Here is an 18,308-nt window from a genome sequence, read left to right on the forward strand (position 1 = left end):
AGAATCATAGATGAAACCTCTTATGCGCAATTGCATGGAAACCTTTATGTTAAGTTCAAGGAACTTTTGAAAGGATATCAAGTTATTCAGAAGTTGGTTATATTGATTCTCACCCACTTTATGTTCTGTGTTTAAAGAATGAATATAGGATTTATTGACTGCACAATTAATTGAATATGTTGAAGAAAAGACTTTTATTGTATAGTTATACAACCATAAAAGTTTGTAAGAATTCATTTAATCTTGTTTTTTTAACAAATCATCAGAAAAATTATATAAATATCAGTGAATTTTACTTCTTTTGACTGATAATGAGTAATATATAATTTAATTTTACATATTTTCAAATAAAACAGGTTTAAAATAGTCGATTCTAGTATTGGGGTATCTAGGATGGTAAAGTGATTTTAACATATTTATAATATGAGGTATACCCCAAATATTAAAATCAAGCATCTCTGTCTCCTTATAGCTGTATTTCTAATACTTCAGGCTTTTCACGGAAACTATGCACAGGATTCCCTTTCCAATAAATCATATCAAGAACTGAGCAAGCTTTCAGATGATGCCTTTTACAATGGGGATTTGGAACGACTTTCCATTTACAGAACCTATTACCTTGATAAAGCAAAAACAGAGAACAATAATCTGGAAATGGCCCGTGCCTACCAATATTTTATTACCTGGGAAGATTTGGAAACAGACCTAAAATATTGCGATTCCGTGATAAAGGTTACCAAGGACAGTGACCATGAAGCCTACCCGACCAACGGCTATTTGCTCAAGGCCAATATGTATTATTATGGTTCTGATTTCGAAAAGGCCCTGGACAACTATATCATTGCCAGTGAGTGGGCTGACGCTAAAGGTTATAAACCGTTACAGATTGAAGCTTCAATGGGCATTGCCGCTATAAAGAACATCTGGGGTCTCCACGAAGAAGCATTGGAAATCTACAAAACCAATTATTTGGACGTAACAAGTACCACTGACTACATGGCAGACCGTTACGAGGATTATATACTGTTTGCCAATAATTTGGCCCTGTCCTATATCCGGAACCAAAAGCCTGATTCAGCCTTGGTCGTATCAAGCAGAGCCATGTCACATGCAAGATCAGTAAACGATAGTCTTTCCTATTATGATCTTGGAAAAGTACAGGCCACGGCCAACTATTACCTAAAGAAATACCCCCAGACCCAGGATTCTCTGTTAAAATTCCTGTCACACTATTCAGGGCTAACGCGTTCAGATAGTTATTACATGTTGGGTAAGATAGCCGACTACCAAAATGATCATGCCCTAAAAATGGATTATTTCAAAAGAATAGATTCGATCCATCAAACGATCGGGGATCCATTTCCCGAACTAAAAGAGGTATACAACGAACTGTACAAGGATGCCGGTAATAAAGGGGACAAAGACCGGCAGCTGTACTATATCGACCAATTAATAGCAGTTGACAGCACATTGGATATTAACTATGCAACAGTTAACAATAAAGTGCGTTTGGAATATGACATTCCCAGATATAAAAAAGAAAAACGGCTGCTGACAACCGAATTAAAAAATAAACGGCAACAATTACAGATATTGACCATAGTTTCGTTTATAATATTGGCAATACTGCTAGTCTATATTAACCACAGGCATCGCAAATTCAAAAAGCGATTGCAGCAGCTATTGGACAATGACCCTGTTGAAACGACCGAACCGAAACCCAAAAAAGAAAAACCTGCCCTGGACATATCCGAGCATATCATAAATACCGTTTTGGAGCAGTTAAAACAGTTCGAAGCCGATAAAGCCTATCTGGACAAGGATATAACGCTCAGTTCGCTGGCAAAGGACTTCAATACCAATTCATCCTATATGTCTAATATCATAAATCATTACAAACAAATGAATTTTTCAAGCTACCTAAAAGACCTACGGATCACCTATGCCATTAACAGTATCAAGAAAGACCACCAATATCTGAAATATTCTATTAACGGACTGGCCGATGAATTTGGGTTTATAACGGCGGACTCCTTTTCAAAGGCTTTTAGGGAAAAGACAGGGATCAAGCCCTCTTATTTTCTGGGCAAGTTAAGGGAAGAGAACAATACATAATTCCCCCCAATTTATAAATGCAGGGCACAGTTACAAGGATTGCAAGAAGTGCTTTGTTACTTTTAACCTGAAATTAATCCAATAAATATTAAATACCATGAAGACAAAAACAAAACAACAACAATTATCATTAAAACACTACCAAAAAAATGAAATCAAAAATCCCGAAACCATTTTAGGAGGTGTTGGAGATGGTCCAATTGAAAGGGACAAAATTAAAAGGGCAACAAGGAGATAAAATGTTTTGATTAATACAGAAATACACTTTTAAAGATGTTTTTCTACATAAACTACCTTCACTAACTTTCCAAATATGAAATGCACTAAAATACTTCTTTGCATAATAACAATAACCTTTTTGGGTTGTTCAGGGTTTACCAAGCAAAAACATTTTCAGGATTATCCGCGAACCGATAAATCTTCAACAGAAGATAGCTATTACGGTACGATAATCAAGGATGAATACAGGTATCTGGAACATTTAAAAGATACTGCCGTTGCCCAATGGTTCAAAGATCAGGATGTCTATGCAGAGAAGTATTTGAACAATTTCCCTGGTCAGGAACAGATAGCTAACCAAATCAAGGGTTACCATAGTGAAGGCCAGCCATCGGTTTCCAATATCAAATATTCGGATAACGGACATGCCTTTTTTCTGAAAAGTGAAGGAAACAATTTGGTTCAAAAACTGTTCTACAGGGAGTCAAATAGCTTAGCTGATATTGAGCTTTTTGATCCCTCAGGATTCCAAAAAGACCTGAACCGAGAGTATACCATAAGTTATGTGCAACCATCCTGGGAAGGGCAATATGTGCTGTTATCCCTATCCTATAACGGTATAAAAGGATCGGAACTTATTACCATAGATGTAAAGAACAGGAAACCATTACCGGAGATCATTACCCATGCAGAACCCGAATACTATCTGGGCGTTTCATGGCTTCCCGATTCCAGTGGCTTTCTGTACCTGTACATTCCTGTATTGGATCCGGACAATGAAGCTTATATGCTAAATTCCAGTACAGTGTTGTACAAATTAGGGGAAGACCCCGAAAAGCGGCATGTCGTGTTTTCGGCGGAATCGGACCAGTACATCACCCAGGAAGATATCCCAATAGCCAAAGTGCTGTCAAAAAACGATAAGTATATCATAGGGTACAAAGCCTCATCGGAGAATTATTGGTCGGCCTATTACACAACCATGGAAGATTTAGCTACCGAAACAATGCACTGGAAACCTTTTTATGGCACCGATGAAAAGATTTTTGCTGACTACGGCTTCTTTATGGAGGCTGCATTTGTTTTCGTATCGGGCAAAAATGCCGATAACCGCACCATATCAAGTTTTGACTTAAAAACGGAACCCCCATACCAATCCAAGGTTTTAGTGCCAGAAAAAAAAGACGAGGTGATCAATATATTGAACGTAGCCAATAATGCCCTGTACTTTACCACCTCCAGATTTGGGGTAGAAGCCAATCTGTACGAATATAAAAATGATCAGGAAACCAAACTTAAACTGCCATACCAGGCAGGAGCCATTGACCTTTACAGCAGTTCAAAAGACAGTCCAAACCTTTATGTCAATATCGATGGATGGACTACAAACTATACCCGATACATCTTCAGCGGAGGCACGTTTAGCTTGGACCCTTTATCAAATAACAGAAGTTATCCGGAATTTGACGACCTCGTAGTAAAGGAAATTCAGGTCGCTTCGCATGACGGTGTCCAAGTGCCCCTGTCCATAATTCACCAAAGCGATATGGAATTTAATGGGCAAAGCCCAACACTAATATATGCTTATGGAGCCTATGGAGAGTCTCTCACACCATACTTTTCGACCATATTCCTTAATTGGGTGAAAAACGGAGGGGTGCTTGCCGTGCCCCATATCCGTGGTGGTGGTGAAAAAGGAGATTCCTGGCATGAACAGGGCATGAAAACGACCAAACCCAATTCATGGAAAGACCTTATTACCTGCACCGAATACCTGATTAGCAATAAATATACCTCACCCGAAAAAACCGTATTGTACAGCAGCAGTGCCGGAACCGTTGCCACGGGCATGGCCATGGTAGAACGACCAGAGCTGTACAAGGTGTTCATAGCAGAAGCCCCTATGCTCAATCCGTTGCGTAATGAAGCCAGAAGCAACAATGCCAGCAATTATTTGGAGTACGGCACTATAAAAGATTCCTTGGAATGTATGGGACTCATCAAAATGGATCCCTATGTCAATCTAAAGCCCAATACCGAATACCCGGCCGCCTTGATCATTGCAGGGTATAACGATTCCCGTATAGACCCATGGATACCCGGTAAATTTGCGGCTAAACTGCAAGAATGCTCTACGTCAGGGCTTCCCGTTTTTTTGGACGTAAACTATAACGTAGGCCACGAGGGCGGGGATACCTTTGAGGAAACTATAGCCACCTATTCACGCATGTTCGCCTTTGCCTTCTGGCAGACCGACCATAAGATAAAAGACTAGCCAAGTGTTCCCTAATTATGTTCAATTGGATGCCAAAGACTGTGGCCCCACATGTCTTAAAATTATAGCTAAGTATTATGGCAAGACCATTTCAACACCTAAACTTAGAGAGCTTTCAGAAACCACAAGAATAGGGAGCAACCTTAAATTTTTGGCACGGGCAGCCGAAACCATTGGTCTAAAATCGCTACCTGCAAAAATAGATTTCAACCAACTGAAAGGTGCGCCATTGCCCTGTATCCTGCATTGGAACAAAAATCACTTTGTCGTATTGTATAAGATCAAAAAGGATACCTGTTATATTTCAGACCCGGCACAAGGCTTGATAAACTATAACAAGCATACATTTTTGGAACGTTGGATTGGAGCCAATGCCAACGACCATACAGAACAAGGCGTGGTTTTACTATTGGAACCAACATTGGATTTTCAAAGCGATACCGCTTCCACTAAAGAAAACCCTTTAAACTTAGGTTTTATTTCAAAATACCTGATCCGTTATAAACCGTTTTTAATACAGTTAGGTTTTGGATTGCTTGCAGGAAGCCTGTTGCAGCTTATTTTTCCTTTCCTGACCCAGAGTATAGTTGATGTAGGGATCAAGAACCAGGATATGCCCTTTATATACCTGATATTGGTAGCCCAGTTGTTTTTGTTTGTAGGACGAACCGCAGTAGAAGTTATCAGAAGCTGGATATTGTTGCACTTAAGTTCACGTATCAATATATCCATGCTCTCTGACTTTTTCGTCAAGCTCATGCGTTTGCCCATCGCATTTTTTGATACCCGCTTGACAGGAGATATATTACAACGTATCAATGACCATGAGCGTATAGAAAAACTATTGACCACATCTTCGCTACAAGTCTTATTTTCATTGGTCAATCTTTTGGTATTTGTACTGGTGCTTATCTATTATGACCTATCCATATTTATGGTGTTCTTAATAGGAAGCCTGATGTACCTGGGTTGGATAATTCTATTCCTTAAAAAACGAAAAACATTGGATTATGAGGAGTTTGAGCAGACAGCCGATGAACGCAGTAAGGTTATAGAACTGATAAGCGGTATGCAGGATATAAAACTGCATAATGTAGAACAGGATTTTCGTTGGGATTGGGAACATGTACAAGCACGATTATTTAAAATATCAATCACACGAATGACCTGGGACCAGTACCAAAGCATCGGTTCTTCGTTTATCAATGAACTAAAAAACATCCTGATCACAGTTTTGGCAGCAAAATTGGTCATAGAAGGCAGTATTACATTGGGAATGATGTTGGCCATAAGCTATATCGTGGGGCAACTAAATGCACCCATAGTGCAGCTTATAGATTTTCTTAAGGATTTACAGGATGCCAAAATATCTTTAGAACGTTTATCCGAGATCCACAGTAAAAAAGATGAAACGGATTTAAAAGACCTGCCCCTAAGAGAGCTAAAAAAATCAGATATTCTATTAGAGGACGTTAGTTATAGATATCCGGGAGTAGAAGTGCCAACACTAAAAGAGCTGCAACTGACCATTCCAAAAAACAAGGTTACTGCCATTGTGGGTTCCAGTGGTAGTGGAAAGACAACGCTCATGAAACTACTCCTAAAGTTTTATGAACCCCAAAAAGGACAGGTCAAAATAGGAAAAACTCCATTGGCACAATTATCACCTAAGTTGTGGAGAGACTATTGTGGCGTCGTGATGCAGGAAGGTTATATTTTCAGTAACACTATCGTTAGAAATATTACGATGAGCGAAGCTGATATAGATCAGGACAAATTGCGAAAAGCAGTAGAAATGGCCAATATCAAGAATTTTATAGAAAACCTCCCTTTATCTTACAACACCAAGATAGGCGTAGAAGGTATGGGACTTAGTACAGGACAAAAGCAACGCATACTTATTGCACGGGCTATATATAAAAACCCGGAATATTTATTCTTTGATGAAGCCACATCGGCATTGGATGCTAAAAACGAAAAGGAGATCATGGAAAACCTAAATACCTTTTTTAAAGATAAAACGGTTGTCATTATCGCCCATCGCCTGAGCACCGTAAAGCATGCAGATCAAATCGTCGTATTGGAAGAAGGCTGCATAAAAGAATTAGGAGACCATAAAACATTGACCGCCCAAAGAGGACGGTACTATGAGCTTGTAAAAAACCAATTGGAATTGGGCCATTAATAAAAATGAAGACACAGGAAAAGGACATAAAGAATATGGTTATTAGAAGCGAATCCCTGAACGATATCCTAAGTCGTGTACCACCAAAGCTTATACGTTGGGGGAGTCTTCTGTTTTTAATGCTCATTATCCTTATGCTGTTCCTTTCATGGCTGATAAAATATCCTGATGTTATCACGGCTGAAGCCTATATGACCACAGCAACACCACCACAAAAGGTATATGCAAAAATAACAGCCCGAATCGATACCCTATTAGTGACGGATAAGCAGCAGGTAAATAAAAATACCATATTGGCCATTTTGGAAAATACTTCTGACAATGAAGATGTACTGTATCTAAAATCCATTACAGATACCATTACAATCAATAAGGACCAGATACTTTTTCCATTTGAAACATTGCCCATTTTGTTTTTAGGCGATCTGGAACCGCAATTTGCAGCCTTTGAGAACAGTTATTTTCAATATATTATAAATCGTGATTTAAAGCCACATAACGAAAAAATAGCAGCCAATAGCTTTGCACTAGTAGAACTAAACCATCGTCTTAAAAACTTGGTAAACCAACAAGCAATCAATAAAAAAGAAGTGGAGTTTATCAAAAAGGATTTAAAACGGTATGAACAATTATTGGAAAAAGGGGTTGTCTCACAGCAAACCTATGAAGACAAACAAATAAGGTATTATACAGCTTTGCGGGGTTATGAAAACACGAGTCTTATGATTTCCCAACTAAGCGAATCCTTAAACCAGACCAAAAGCAGTTCAAAAGATATAGGCTTTAACAAACAACGTGAAGAAACACGGTTGTTAAAACAAGTATTATATACATTCAGGGAATTGAAAAAGGCCATAAAGGATTGGGAACTGACCTATGTGTTAAAATCAAACAATACAGGTGTTGTTGAATTCCTGGACTATTGGAGCCGTGGACAGACCCTTAAAGAGGGTGAATTGGTATTTACCGTTTCACCAGAAAACATTCCATTTTATTTAGCAAAACTAAGGACACCAAAGACCAATGCCGGAAAAATAAAAATAGGCCAACAGGTAAATATTAAACTAAATGATTATCCAGATTATGAATTTGGTGTGCTTAGAGGGCAAGTAGAACGTATCTCCAATGTCTCCAATACAGATGGCACCTATGTGGTAGATGTCAGAATCCCCAGAGATTTAAAAACTACCTATGGCAAGCTTATAGACTTCAAACAAGATATGCAGGGAACAGCGGATATTATTACCGAAGACCTAAGATTGATAGAACGTTGTTTTTACCAGTTTCGGGAACTTTTCTCCAGATAACCTTACCGTTCAATTGCCCATATACTTTTAACTACGTTAAACTCACTGGTTATACGTTGGTTTATAAATCAAAAGAAAAGATTCATAAATCGGTATCAAAAGCCCTTTTTAAAATAGCATTTTATGACGAATTTTAACAAATAAGTACAAATAAAAACAAATCGTGACAAATTAAATTGCGATGGTTTTTTTGGGTATTATGTTGACTTTCAAAAATATAAAATGGATATTCCCTCACTCATAGCCAATTTTCAAAAAGAGATACAGGATGTAGAACATTCAGAATGGGACATTATAAAACGATCCCAAAAGGCCATTGCATTGAGCCGAAAGGTGCTTGTAGGGCTTAAAACGGAATTGGCAAGGAAAGATTTTGGTTCCATGGACCAGGAAATACAATTTTTTAAGGTAACCAAGCAAATTCCGTTAACCAATCTCATCTATTATTTGGAATGCTATGCGTTTGAGGCACACTTTCCCAAAATTGGCGAAAAGCAACAGCAAAAACATATAGCAAAGACCAAGGATAAAATACAGATGTTTTTCAACAGGCATGCTGAGTTTATCAATTACATGGGCCAAGGATGTGGCCATTTGGATATTTGGTATTTTACCAGGCAAACTAACAATGACATGAAGGTTGTCCCCGAACAGGATTATACCTTTGACATGGATTTTAGCGCCCCATATGATATGCTTTTGGGAAAGCTGTACGCCTACGAACGTTTTATCAAATACTTGGAAGGGCGATTAGGGAAACAAGAGCAAGAGACGACCATAGAAAACCTAGGCGAACACTATAACTTAAAATGGACCTCAAGCAAAACGGCATTGACCGAATTGATCTACGCCCTGTATTATAGCCGTGCCATTAATCATGGGAATATAGATAAAAGGGACATAGCCATGGTCTTTCAAAAACTTTTTAACCTCGATTTGGGCGATTTCTACAAAACCCTATCAGAGATCAAATCCAGAAAGAAAAGCAGAACCCGATTTTTAGATGAACTTTCCATGGGCTTTATATATGAAATGGAAAAATCCGAACGATAATCATTTCAAAAAACTGTTAAAAAACAACCGAGTACGGTACTACTCTGGTTTTTGTATTTGCACAAAGCCAATCCTGTTTTTTGAGCATTTTTATATCCAATATTAGCCTTGTTGACAATCAAACAGCACCAAAACCATACAAAAAATAAAATGTTAAAATTTCACCGAGGTCGGGTGATATGGTGAATAAAGTCCAACAAAGCAAAACATCTTTGTCGAACGAAAGTCAAATCAAGGTAAAAAACACCTTTTACCGCAGTCCCCGCGAAAGCGGGGACCTTTTAAAAACAAAAACATGTCAGCAAACATTATTACAACCGAAGACCTTATGGAATTTAAGATTGAATTACTTGATGGGATCAAAGAGTTACTGAACAGCCAACAAGGCAACCATAACAGGAAATGGTTAAAATCACCTGAAGTCAGGGAACTTTTGGGAATCTCACCAGGCACGTTACAGAATCTACGGATCAATGGTACCATTCCCTATACCAAAGTAGGAGGGGTGCTGTATTACGACTACCATGAGATCATGGAAGTTATGGAAAAGAACCGTGTACATAATAAATTCTAATTACCATTTTGGAAGACATCAATTATATCAAGCACCTCAATAAGGTGTTTATCCATATTTCCAAGGACTCCAGGTTAAACCCCACCCATATCAGCTTGTACTTTGCATTGTTCTATTTGTGGAATGTAAACTTTTTTCGGTACGAGTTCTATATTAATCGTGATGATGTTATGAAACTCTCAAAAATTGGCTCAAGGACCACCTACCATCGCTGTATAAAAGAACTGAACCATTGGCGTTATTTTGAATACTCACCATCACACAATGCATTTCATGGGAGTAAAATAAGGATGTTCAATTTTTGTACCAGTGGTGGACAAGCAGTAGACTCCAGCCAGACTAAAATTTGTACCAGCGATGGACAAGCGCTGGTATCTATAAACAAACATATACAAACAGAAACAAACCCAAAAAACAATAACAAACAGCCAAATTTTAAAAATTCAAATTTTCAGGATTTGAAAAACGGATACAAACAACAAGATGTTGACCAATATTTGGACAACTTAAAGACCAGTTCCGATAAAAATTATGACGATCCCCTATGATTAAATCCAGGCCACATATCATTACAGAAGGAGCTATGGAATATGCACTCGGTACCATAAAAGGCAATCAAATTCTCTATGATTTTGATAAAATGCTAATCTATTTGGAGGCTAAAGGTAAACTGTTATTCGATGAAAAATTTAAAATCTATAAGGAAGACCGAACCATTCTCTATAAGCTATGTCTGTATATTATTCAAGATGAAAAAGCTTGTAAAGAACTTGGAATTGACATTAACAAGGGTATTTTGCTTTCCGGCCCTGTGGGCTGTGGCAAAACATCTATGTTACGATTGTTAAAATATTTGGTGCCCCATCGTAAGCCTTATGAAGTGGTGCCAACCCGGAACATCGTTTTTGGCTTTAATCATATCGGTTACAAAACTATTGAGGATTATGGTAATACCCAGTTTTTTTGTTTTGATGATTTAGGAGTCGAGCCTATTGGCAGGCATTATGGCAAGGACTGTAATGTAATGGGCGAAATTTTATTATCACGTCATGATTTATTTTTAAAAAATAAAATTAAAACACATGCAACAACTAACCTCAATGCAGCAGAGCTTGAAGAACGATATGGTAGTCGGGTTAGGTCACGGATGCGGCAAATGTTCAACTTGATAAGTTTTGATGCCAAGTCTATTGACAAAAGGTGTTGAACATTCACGAGTACCTTTAAAAACAATAAGGATGACACGAGCTAATTGTTCAATTTGGTGGCTTTTGATAAGGCGAGTAAGGATAAGAGAGTGTAGTCCTGAAAAATGTAATTATAATTGTGGAAAAACGTAAGAAATTATGCTGAAATTTTAGTATTTTTATTTACGATTACAAAATAGAGTAATGTTAGAGAGCGTAATGAGTATTCATTAGCTTTTTTTATAAATAATACTAAAAATAACTTGAAAAGGAATGATGTTTTCACCTGAAGACTTTTTATCAAATTTAAAAGAAAACCCTATTGATAAACATCAGTTTTGGAGAGATATAAACAAATTTTATAAAGAAAATAAAATACAAGATTCTCAGCTATTTGTAAGCTGTTTTTCAATTTTCAATGAACTTTTCAAAACTGATTATGCAAGTGGACAGTTTTATACTTGGCTTGAAAAATATGCAGAATCAAATCTCAAGTCTGCTGAAGAAATTAAATCAGAAATAGAACGTAACCCCTCAAGGGATACATATGAATTTTGGATCAGTATTGTATTTGGGTTGTCAAAACTTGGAAAAGATTTTGAAAATGAGATAATAGACAATATTAAAGCTAATGATGGATATAAGATTTCTGTAGGACTACGTGCCGCCACAATTATAGATTCTAAAGACAAATTATCTTTATGCGAAACTATTGATGCCTTAATAAATTTAGATCGGTGCAAAGAGCTTTTTGATGAAATTGATTGGGCTTACCTTATGAATTTTTATACTCATCATTTACATAGATATCCAAAGTTTGATAATCGAATACGCGAACTCTGTGAAATTGACTCTTCATATATTTATTCTGCACTTGCTCGTGCTTTGAATTCATATATAGAGTTAGGCAAAAATGAAGAGCTTTTTTACTTTTCAATTAAGCACCTTGCAAGGACTCCTCTTGAATATTCAGGTATTTATAATACTTTAAATTTTTCCCTTGACACATATTTCGAGTCTGACCCAGAAGTAATTAAATGCTTACTCGAAAGCTGGATTGATTATCACTTGCCAAGCGCTAATGGAATGGAGGTATTGGAGCACCTTTTAAACAATTTCAATGATAAAAACCCAAAATATTTTCATTTGCTCATTTCAAATTGGCTACTTAAATCACATAACTACGGTCTTGCGGTTCAGTTTTTAATAAGTGAAATCAGGTCAGGAAGAGATGCCTTGAAGCTCGATGTTAATTTGTTAGAAAAATTGAATGAGCCAGACACTATTTTATTGACTTTGAGAATAATTGGCTTCGCTTGGGATAAAGATGTAATATACGGAATGCTATTACAAATATTGGAATCAAATCTAGACTCCCAAGAAGTTATAAATAATACTGCTAGTTTAATATATTCCGAGCTGCTTCTTAATTATCCTTCATTGATAAAAAGGCTTAAAGAAGAAAAAACATCTAACAAAATATATAAATCTATAATTGATCAAATTATTGCAAGAGCAGATGAATACTTTGAAAGACTTAGTGGTCTTCCCGTTTATGACGAATTCAAGCCATCGGATAAAAGACTGATTTATTATAATAAAATTCAATTTAAAGGTTTGGGTGGTGAGGCACTTGAAAATAGAAAATCATCTTTTTTAGATTTTGCAGATAAAACTCAACTAAGAGCAGGCAAAGGTTTCTTTTCCAAAACCGAATATGGATATTCTAATGTCATGGAACCGAAACGAATTTCCCACTCTATGGAAATGCCTCGATTAGAATTTATAGACCCAATAGGGCAACAAGCAAAAAGACTACATTTCAGATACATTTCAAAGGATGAACTTCATAATTCGTGAGTATATATCAATTTTAAAAGAAGATGGAGAGTTAGATTCACTACTAACTGATTTGTTTTTCGAACAAGGTTTTACAATCAAGTATAAACCTGAAAAAGGTAGGCAATATGGTGTAGATATATTGGCAGAAAAGAAAGAAAAAGGAAAAACTTCTGAATTAAAAATCGTTACTGTAAAAAGGGGAAATATTAATCGCAATGCCTGGGATGGAAATTCAAACGCTGTTAAACAATCCATCGAGGATATCATTGATACTTATATTCCAACTCATTTGACTAAAAGGGAGCAAAAACTTCCGATAACTATAACCCTCTCGACCAATGGTAATATTTCTCAAAATCTAAATTTGGTGTGGACTTCATTTAAAGAGAAGTATGCCAAAAAGAATATTACAATAGATTTTTTGGGTATTGATGATATCTCAAGTCAAATAAATGAGGAGTTTTTATTTGACACATTACTTGATAGTGAAAATCAAGCCTTGTTTAGAAAAACATTGGCTTTTGTGGACTTAACCGATTATCATTTCCACCACTATATCAAGTTATTAGACAACCTTTTAAATGCGATACCATCAAAAAAACGTGACCTTCAAAAATTACTCCGCTTAATAAAGCTCTTACTGGATTTAATGTTTAAGTGGAGTGAAGACTTAAGGAATTTAAAGTCAGCCGTTACACTCAGCCATATTACATTATTGAAATCTTATAGTTATTTATTAAGAGATAAAAAAATGGATCTCAAGTATGTTCAGGAAGAGTACTTTAAAATTTATAATTTAAGTAGATTAATCGCAGTAGGGTATTTTAATAAAGTAAGTGACCATTATTTTGTAGAACAAAGTATTCAGCGGTATTCAAGAAATCATTTCGAATATGGGTTAAGAAGCTGGGAAGAGCTAGGTATGATTTCTTTATTAGGACATTTTGAGATACAACAGTATTGGGTAAATCTTCAATCAAAAAACGAGGAGGGACAAAGAATATTTTTGGGTTCTATGTCGAATGTAAGCAAAGCTTTAATAACTTTTATTGATGAAAACCCGTCTTTGAATTATCCCCTTTATGATGACCATTTAATAGAATTTAATTTAGCAATGCAGTTTTTAAGAATGTATCAAAAAGATGAATTCTGTCTTAAATGGATAAATAAAATTTTAATATCACTGCACAACCAATATCGCATTAAAAACTTGTTTCCTTTATTTAGACAAGACTATGAAAAATTAGTAGATATCTATTTTGGTAAATCTGAACAAAAATTGGAGTCATCAATGTTGTTTGCTAATATTTTTGATTGGTGTGTGATATTGAATTCCGAAGATACCTACAATAAAGTAGTAGAGCTAATTAATTCATTGGAAGAAAAGATAAGTATTCAAACTTGGTATCCAACATCGGATACAGTAGATATTTGTTTAATGGAGAATTATAGCCGTAAATCTGGGAATGTTTTCTCATTTAAAGAAATTCCTTCATTTCAAGAGTATAAGAAGACTTTGATAGAACTAAAGGAGAAATTCGTAAAAGCAGAAGAGTTTAATCCTTTTGCTTCCGGTCTGGAAGTTTTGCATCACATTTCATCATTTCATTTTAAGGAGCTTCCTTTACCTTATTTTGCTCATCGTTATGTTGAAGATTAATATATTTTTTAATGACATTGTAAAAATTAAATTTATTGAGTAATAATTCTTCAAATATAGGTCCACGAGATTATAAAATCTCAGAAATAAAAAGACTTTTCGCCGAATCAAATAATCAATGTGCTAAGCCAAATTGCCATAGATCTTTAATAGCTGAAGATAATATTACAGTTATTGGAAAAATATGTCATATTGAAGCTGCTAATAAAAATGGTCCGCGATTTAATGAGGATATGAATAATGACCAGAGACGGTCATACGACAATCTAATTTTACTATGTGATGAACATCATCGTATGATAGATAATCCACAAAATGAATCTAAATACAAAAAAGAAAAATTACTGGAATGGAAACAAAACCACATATCTGAAAATAGATCTTCTTTATACAAAATTTCAATTGATGATATCCAAAAGTTTATTGAAGAAACGAAGAAATATTATCAAAAGATTGATAGTCTAGATGGTCCATACCAGCCAAGGGTTTCTCTTGAATATGTAGAAAGAGGTATAGAATCAGAATTAACTCAAGTCTTAAAAGAAAATAAAGTGCTTTTACTTACTGGAGTTTCATTTTGCGGTAAATCTCAAACAGCCTTTAATATTGCAAATGATTTTTATAAGGATGGATATTTATTTAAAAGAGTTTTAAATACTCGTGATGCAGCTTCATTTCTAGAGTCAACAGGTACAAATCGCATCTGTGTACTAGAAGACCCATTTGGTCACGCCTTTGGTACTGAAAAAAAAGCAGAACTGAAACTTGTTAAGGATATGCTTGAAGCTTTGTCCCCAAACAATCTTTTAATAATCACTTCAAAGAAGGAAATTATTTTATCTATTAATAATCAAACTAAGTTGGAGGACTGTAATATCAAGGGACATAAATGGTTTGATCTGACATCAACTGATAAATCATTTCTTTTAGATGTATGGAAAGGGCTTACCTTAAATTCAGAAATTTTAAGTGAGAATATTACTCAAGTCGAAACCCTAATTATAAACGAAAATGAAATACAAGCAGGCCAATTAGCCTACCTTTCAAAAAAAAAAGAGCTTCAATTCAAAATTATGCAAGCACAAGAACTTTATCAGTTAGCGCAAATTGATATTGATGATATATGTAACGATATTTTGAATAATAGAGATTATAGTTGGAAAATATTGTCAATACTTGGTTTGGGAGCAAATACAAGAGATGGTCTAACATTACAAGATTTTGATTACATACTTCAATCAAATAAGTGCACATTATCATTAGAAAAGCCTGATAGGGGTACTACTTTGAATCCATTAGAAATGGATGCAGCGTTTATATTACCTAGTTATAAAACGGCTTATAATAATATATCGCAAATAGAGTCAACATTAGAATATCTAGAACAAAGTGGATTTATCGAATTTGAGAATGAACAATTTGTGTTTCGGCACCCACATTATCAAGAAATCGGTAAGAATATTTTAAAGAAACTCTCACGTTTAAAAAGAAAGGATTTAATTGTATGTATATCAAACTTATTAACTTGTTTGAATCAAGAAAGTGCCTTTATATGCGCAAATAATCTAAAAGTAATTTTCAAATATTTTCAGGAACACCAAGAAATAATTATTGAGAATGCCTATCAAGTAAGTGAACGAAGTTTTTTTCCAAAGGTTTCAGATAATTGCGTATTGTTTTTATTGAATGTTTATGATGAAACCCTTATGGAAACCTATAGGTCAAAGATGGTTTTTAGACTACAAAGCAAATCTGAAGAGTATGGCATACTATTTCAAAACCAAAAACCCTATAGATATTCTAGTGCCGGTTTCTTCGAGGGGCTTGATTTATTGTCAGTTGAGCAGTACGAAGCTAGTATTGAAAGCATTATGAGGGATGAATCGTTGAGCCTTAAAAATATTTGGGGTGGTTTATTAACAATAAACAATAGCAGTTTAAAGCCAAATGTAGAATTTTTAGAGTACGCCTTTAAGAGTAATGAGGTATTTGTTAGAAACCTTTGCGCATATATATATTTTCTTAATTTAAAAGAACTGTATGATTCTTATCTCAAGGATAAAATTTTAACTGATGAGCATCCGAGTGTAATTTTCTTCGCATTGAAAGGTTATTTTCAAGGTCTCCACCAAAATGGACTTTCTATAAATAAAGAAATTAGTAAACGATTCGAGCATTTTTTTAAATCCGATAAAATATTTTGCATTAGAGCCAGTACATTGATGACCAATTTTAATACTGATTATGCTAATGATAGCATTAATTGGGAAAAAATTCCAAGAGATAAGCATGTATGGCTCTGGCGAATTTGGGCTAAATATTTCGTTCAGTTTTTAAAGGTTTTTCCTAAAGATGTCACTTACTTTCATAATGCTCGTTTTTCAGGAACAATGAACAAGGCTAAGGATATGGTTTATCCTAGACAAGGACAAATGATATCTAAGTATATGCTAAAGCGTTTAAAAGAAATTTCAAAAACTAGAATACTCAATCATTTTGAAATGCATTTAATTGAGTTTTTCATTATTTCAACATCAGAAGAACCTGAATTACGTAAAAAATTATTCAAAAATTTCTTTGACAGTAAACTGCCTACATATTTTGTTGGGTATAACCTTGTTTGGACGTTTGGAGTTTGGGATAGTCTTACTCATTCTGAAAAGGAAATAATAGGTGAAACCATCAATGATGGCAGCAGGGTAGACAGAATATGGCTCCAAGCTATGATATTAAACAATCAATTCTTACCACCACCACAATTAATAGAAGTAATTTTTGGGAATTCAGAATTTTTATCTCAAGATGTTTCCATCATAATTAATCAAATTGACAAAGACCTTTTAAATAAAGTTATTACTGTTTACCTAGGTAAAGAAGATGTATTTGAGGAATTAGGTGTTTCCAAAACAAGTGATAAAGTTAGAGATATTGTTTATTATATAGCTGCTAACCACCTGCCTATTAAGTATGAAGATTGTTTATCTTCCTTCTTATTACATTTTATTAATGGTATTAGAAGGGAAGAACATGAAATGTATAAGAATATATGGAAGAAAACTTACACAGTGGCTGAAAACAAATTTAAATTACTAGACACAGTAATTAGAAATGTAGGTAAGTCATCTTTCTGTTTTAATGAAACAACATTTTTATTTGAAGTCATTATCAAATATCATTTAGAGAAAAATGAAGCTGAAAAATTAGCAAAAATACTCGCAGATAATTTTGAATACCTATGCTATTCTTCCACTGATAAAGACCTTTTTCGGGTATTAGATTTTCAAGAGTTTCTTAAGACAAATCTGATTCCCGAAATGAAAAATCAGTTTGAGATTTTTGGTTTGTTACTTAGTCTTAAAGAAAGGGAGTTTGTACCCAATGAACAGGAACAAATAGTTGAAAAGATAACGAATATTACAAACCAAGAGGATGTAAAATTGTTGTCTATTTTTCGATTAATAAATGATCTGGAACAATCAAATACTTTGGAGGATGAACTTTTAAGAAAGTTACAACAAATTCCAGATAACATAAGAGAGAAACAGAAGGAGTATTTTCATATAAAAGCAAATACACAAAAACTTGATGGCTTTATAAATAATTACAATGTCCTATCCGTAAAATTATAAGTAAAAGGCTTAAGTAATAATATCAGTAGTTGGGAATGCTTAGTGTTAGTTATTTGCTCGGTTCAAATTACAAGGACAATTTTTTATAGTCACTACCTAATCCATGATATTTAGATTTGCCCAAAAACCAAACACATTTTCAGCAGTAAAATTGCAAAACAGACATTTTTGAGCGTCGAGCTATTGAAATGTTTTCGAGTTATTAACATACTCATTTCAATTTTTAATACAATTTGATGCCAATTGATACCATTGGAAATCA

Annotated in this window: 12 protein-coding genes; all 12 read left to right on the forward strand. The window is 34.9% G+C overall.

All coding sequences use genetic code 11. The features are described 5' to 3' along the window. Window positions 1-423 precede the first annotated feature (423 nt). A complete protein-coding gene (locus ABD792_RS00980) occupies window positions 424-2,115 on the forward strand; it encodes a helix-turn-helix domain-containing protein (RefSeq protein WP_345003836.1) in 1,692 nt (563 codons plus the stop codon). A 97-nt stretch (window positions 2,116-2,212) separates the two neighbouring features. Continuing rightward, the gene (locus ABD792_RS00985; RefSeq protein ID WP_345003837.1) at window positions 2,213-2,353 is read left to right on the forward strand and encodes a hypothetical protein; all 141 of its coding nucleotides are present in this window, start codon (window positions 2,213-2,215) and stop codon (window positions 2,351-2,353) included. Window positions 2,354-2,428: 75 nt separating this feature from the next. After that, window positions 2,429-4,609, forward strand: coding sequence for a prolyl oligopeptidase family serine peptidase (locus ABD792_RS00990; protein WP_345003838.1), 2,181 nt, complete (start codon window positions 2,429-2,431; stop codon window positions 4,607-4,609). 4 nt (window positions 4,610-4,613) lie between these two features. Further along, window positions 4,614-6,794 (forward strand): peptidase domain-containing ABC transporter, encoded by a 2,181-nt coding sequence (locus ABD792_RS00995; RefSeq protein WP_345003840.1) that lies wholly within the window; start codon window positions 4,614-4,616, stop codon window positions 6,792-6,794. 5 nt (window positions 6,795-6,799) lie between these two features. After that, entirely contained in the window at window positions 6,800-8,101 is a 1,302-nt protein-coding gene (locus ABD792_RS01000) for an HlyD family secretion protein (protein WP_345003841.1), read from the forward strand. Window positions 8,102-8,323: 222 nt separating this feature from the next. Then, window positions 8,324-9,154, forward strand: a complete 831-nt coding sequence (locus ABD792_RS01005; RefSeq protein ID WP_345003842.1) for an RteC domain-containing protein — start codon at window positions 8,324-8,326, stop codon at window positions 9,152-9,154. A gap of 295 nt (window positions 9,155-9,449) precedes the next feature. After that, window positions 9,450-9,728 carry a helix-turn-helix domain-containing protein gene (locus tag ABD792_RS01010; protein ID WP_345003843.1) on the forward strand — a complete coding sequence of 93 codons (279 nt, stop codon included), beginning with the start codon at window positions 9,450-9,452 and terminating at the stop codon, window positions 9,726-9,728. A 170-nt stretch (window positions 9,729-9,898) separates the two neighbouring features. Beyond that, complete coding sequence (locus ABD792_RS01015; protein WP_345003844.1) at window positions 9,899-10,276, forward strand: hypothetical protein; 378 nt, start codon at window positions 9,899-9,901, stop codon at window positions 10,274-10,276. Then, a complete protein-coding gene (locus tag ABD792_RS01020; RefSeq protein ID WP_345003845.1) occupies window positions 10,273-10,935 on the forward strand; it encodes a P-loop NTPase family protein in 663 nt (220 codons plus the stop codon). Before ABD792_RS01015 ends, ABD792_RS01020 begins: the two co-directional genes overlap by 4 nt. A gap of 253 nt (window positions 10,936-11,188) precedes the next feature. Next, on the forward strand, window positions 11,189-12,775 hold the full coding sequence (locus ABD792_RS01025) for a hypothetical protein (RefSeq protein WP_345003846.1): 1,587 nt from the start codon (window positions 11,189-11,191) through the stop codon (window positions 12,773-12,775). Continuing rightward, window positions 12,756-14,417 carry a hypothetical protein gene (locus ABD792_RS01030; protein ID WP_345003847.1) on the forward strand — a complete coding sequence of 554 codons (1,662 nt, stop codon included), beginning with the start codon at window positions 12,756-12,758 and terminating at the stop codon, window positions 14,415-14,417. The genes ABD792_RS01025 and ABD792_RS01030 overlap by 20 nt, the downstream gene beginning before the upstream one ends. Window positions 14,418-14,452: 35 nt before the next feature. Further along, window positions 14,453-18,046, forward strand: coding sequence for an nSTAND3 domain-containing NTPase (locus ABD792_RS01035; protein ID WP_345003848.1), 3,594 nt, complete (start codon window positions 14,453-14,455; stop codon window positions 18,044-18,046). Window positions 18,047-18,308: the final 262 nt, after the last annotated feature.

It is taken from the genome of Snuella lapsa (genome assembly GCF_039539345.1).
In the GTDB taxonomy this organism is placed as follows: domain Bacteria; phylum Bacteroidota; class Bacteroidia; order Flavobacteriales; family Flavobacteriaceae; genus Snuella; species Snuella lapsa.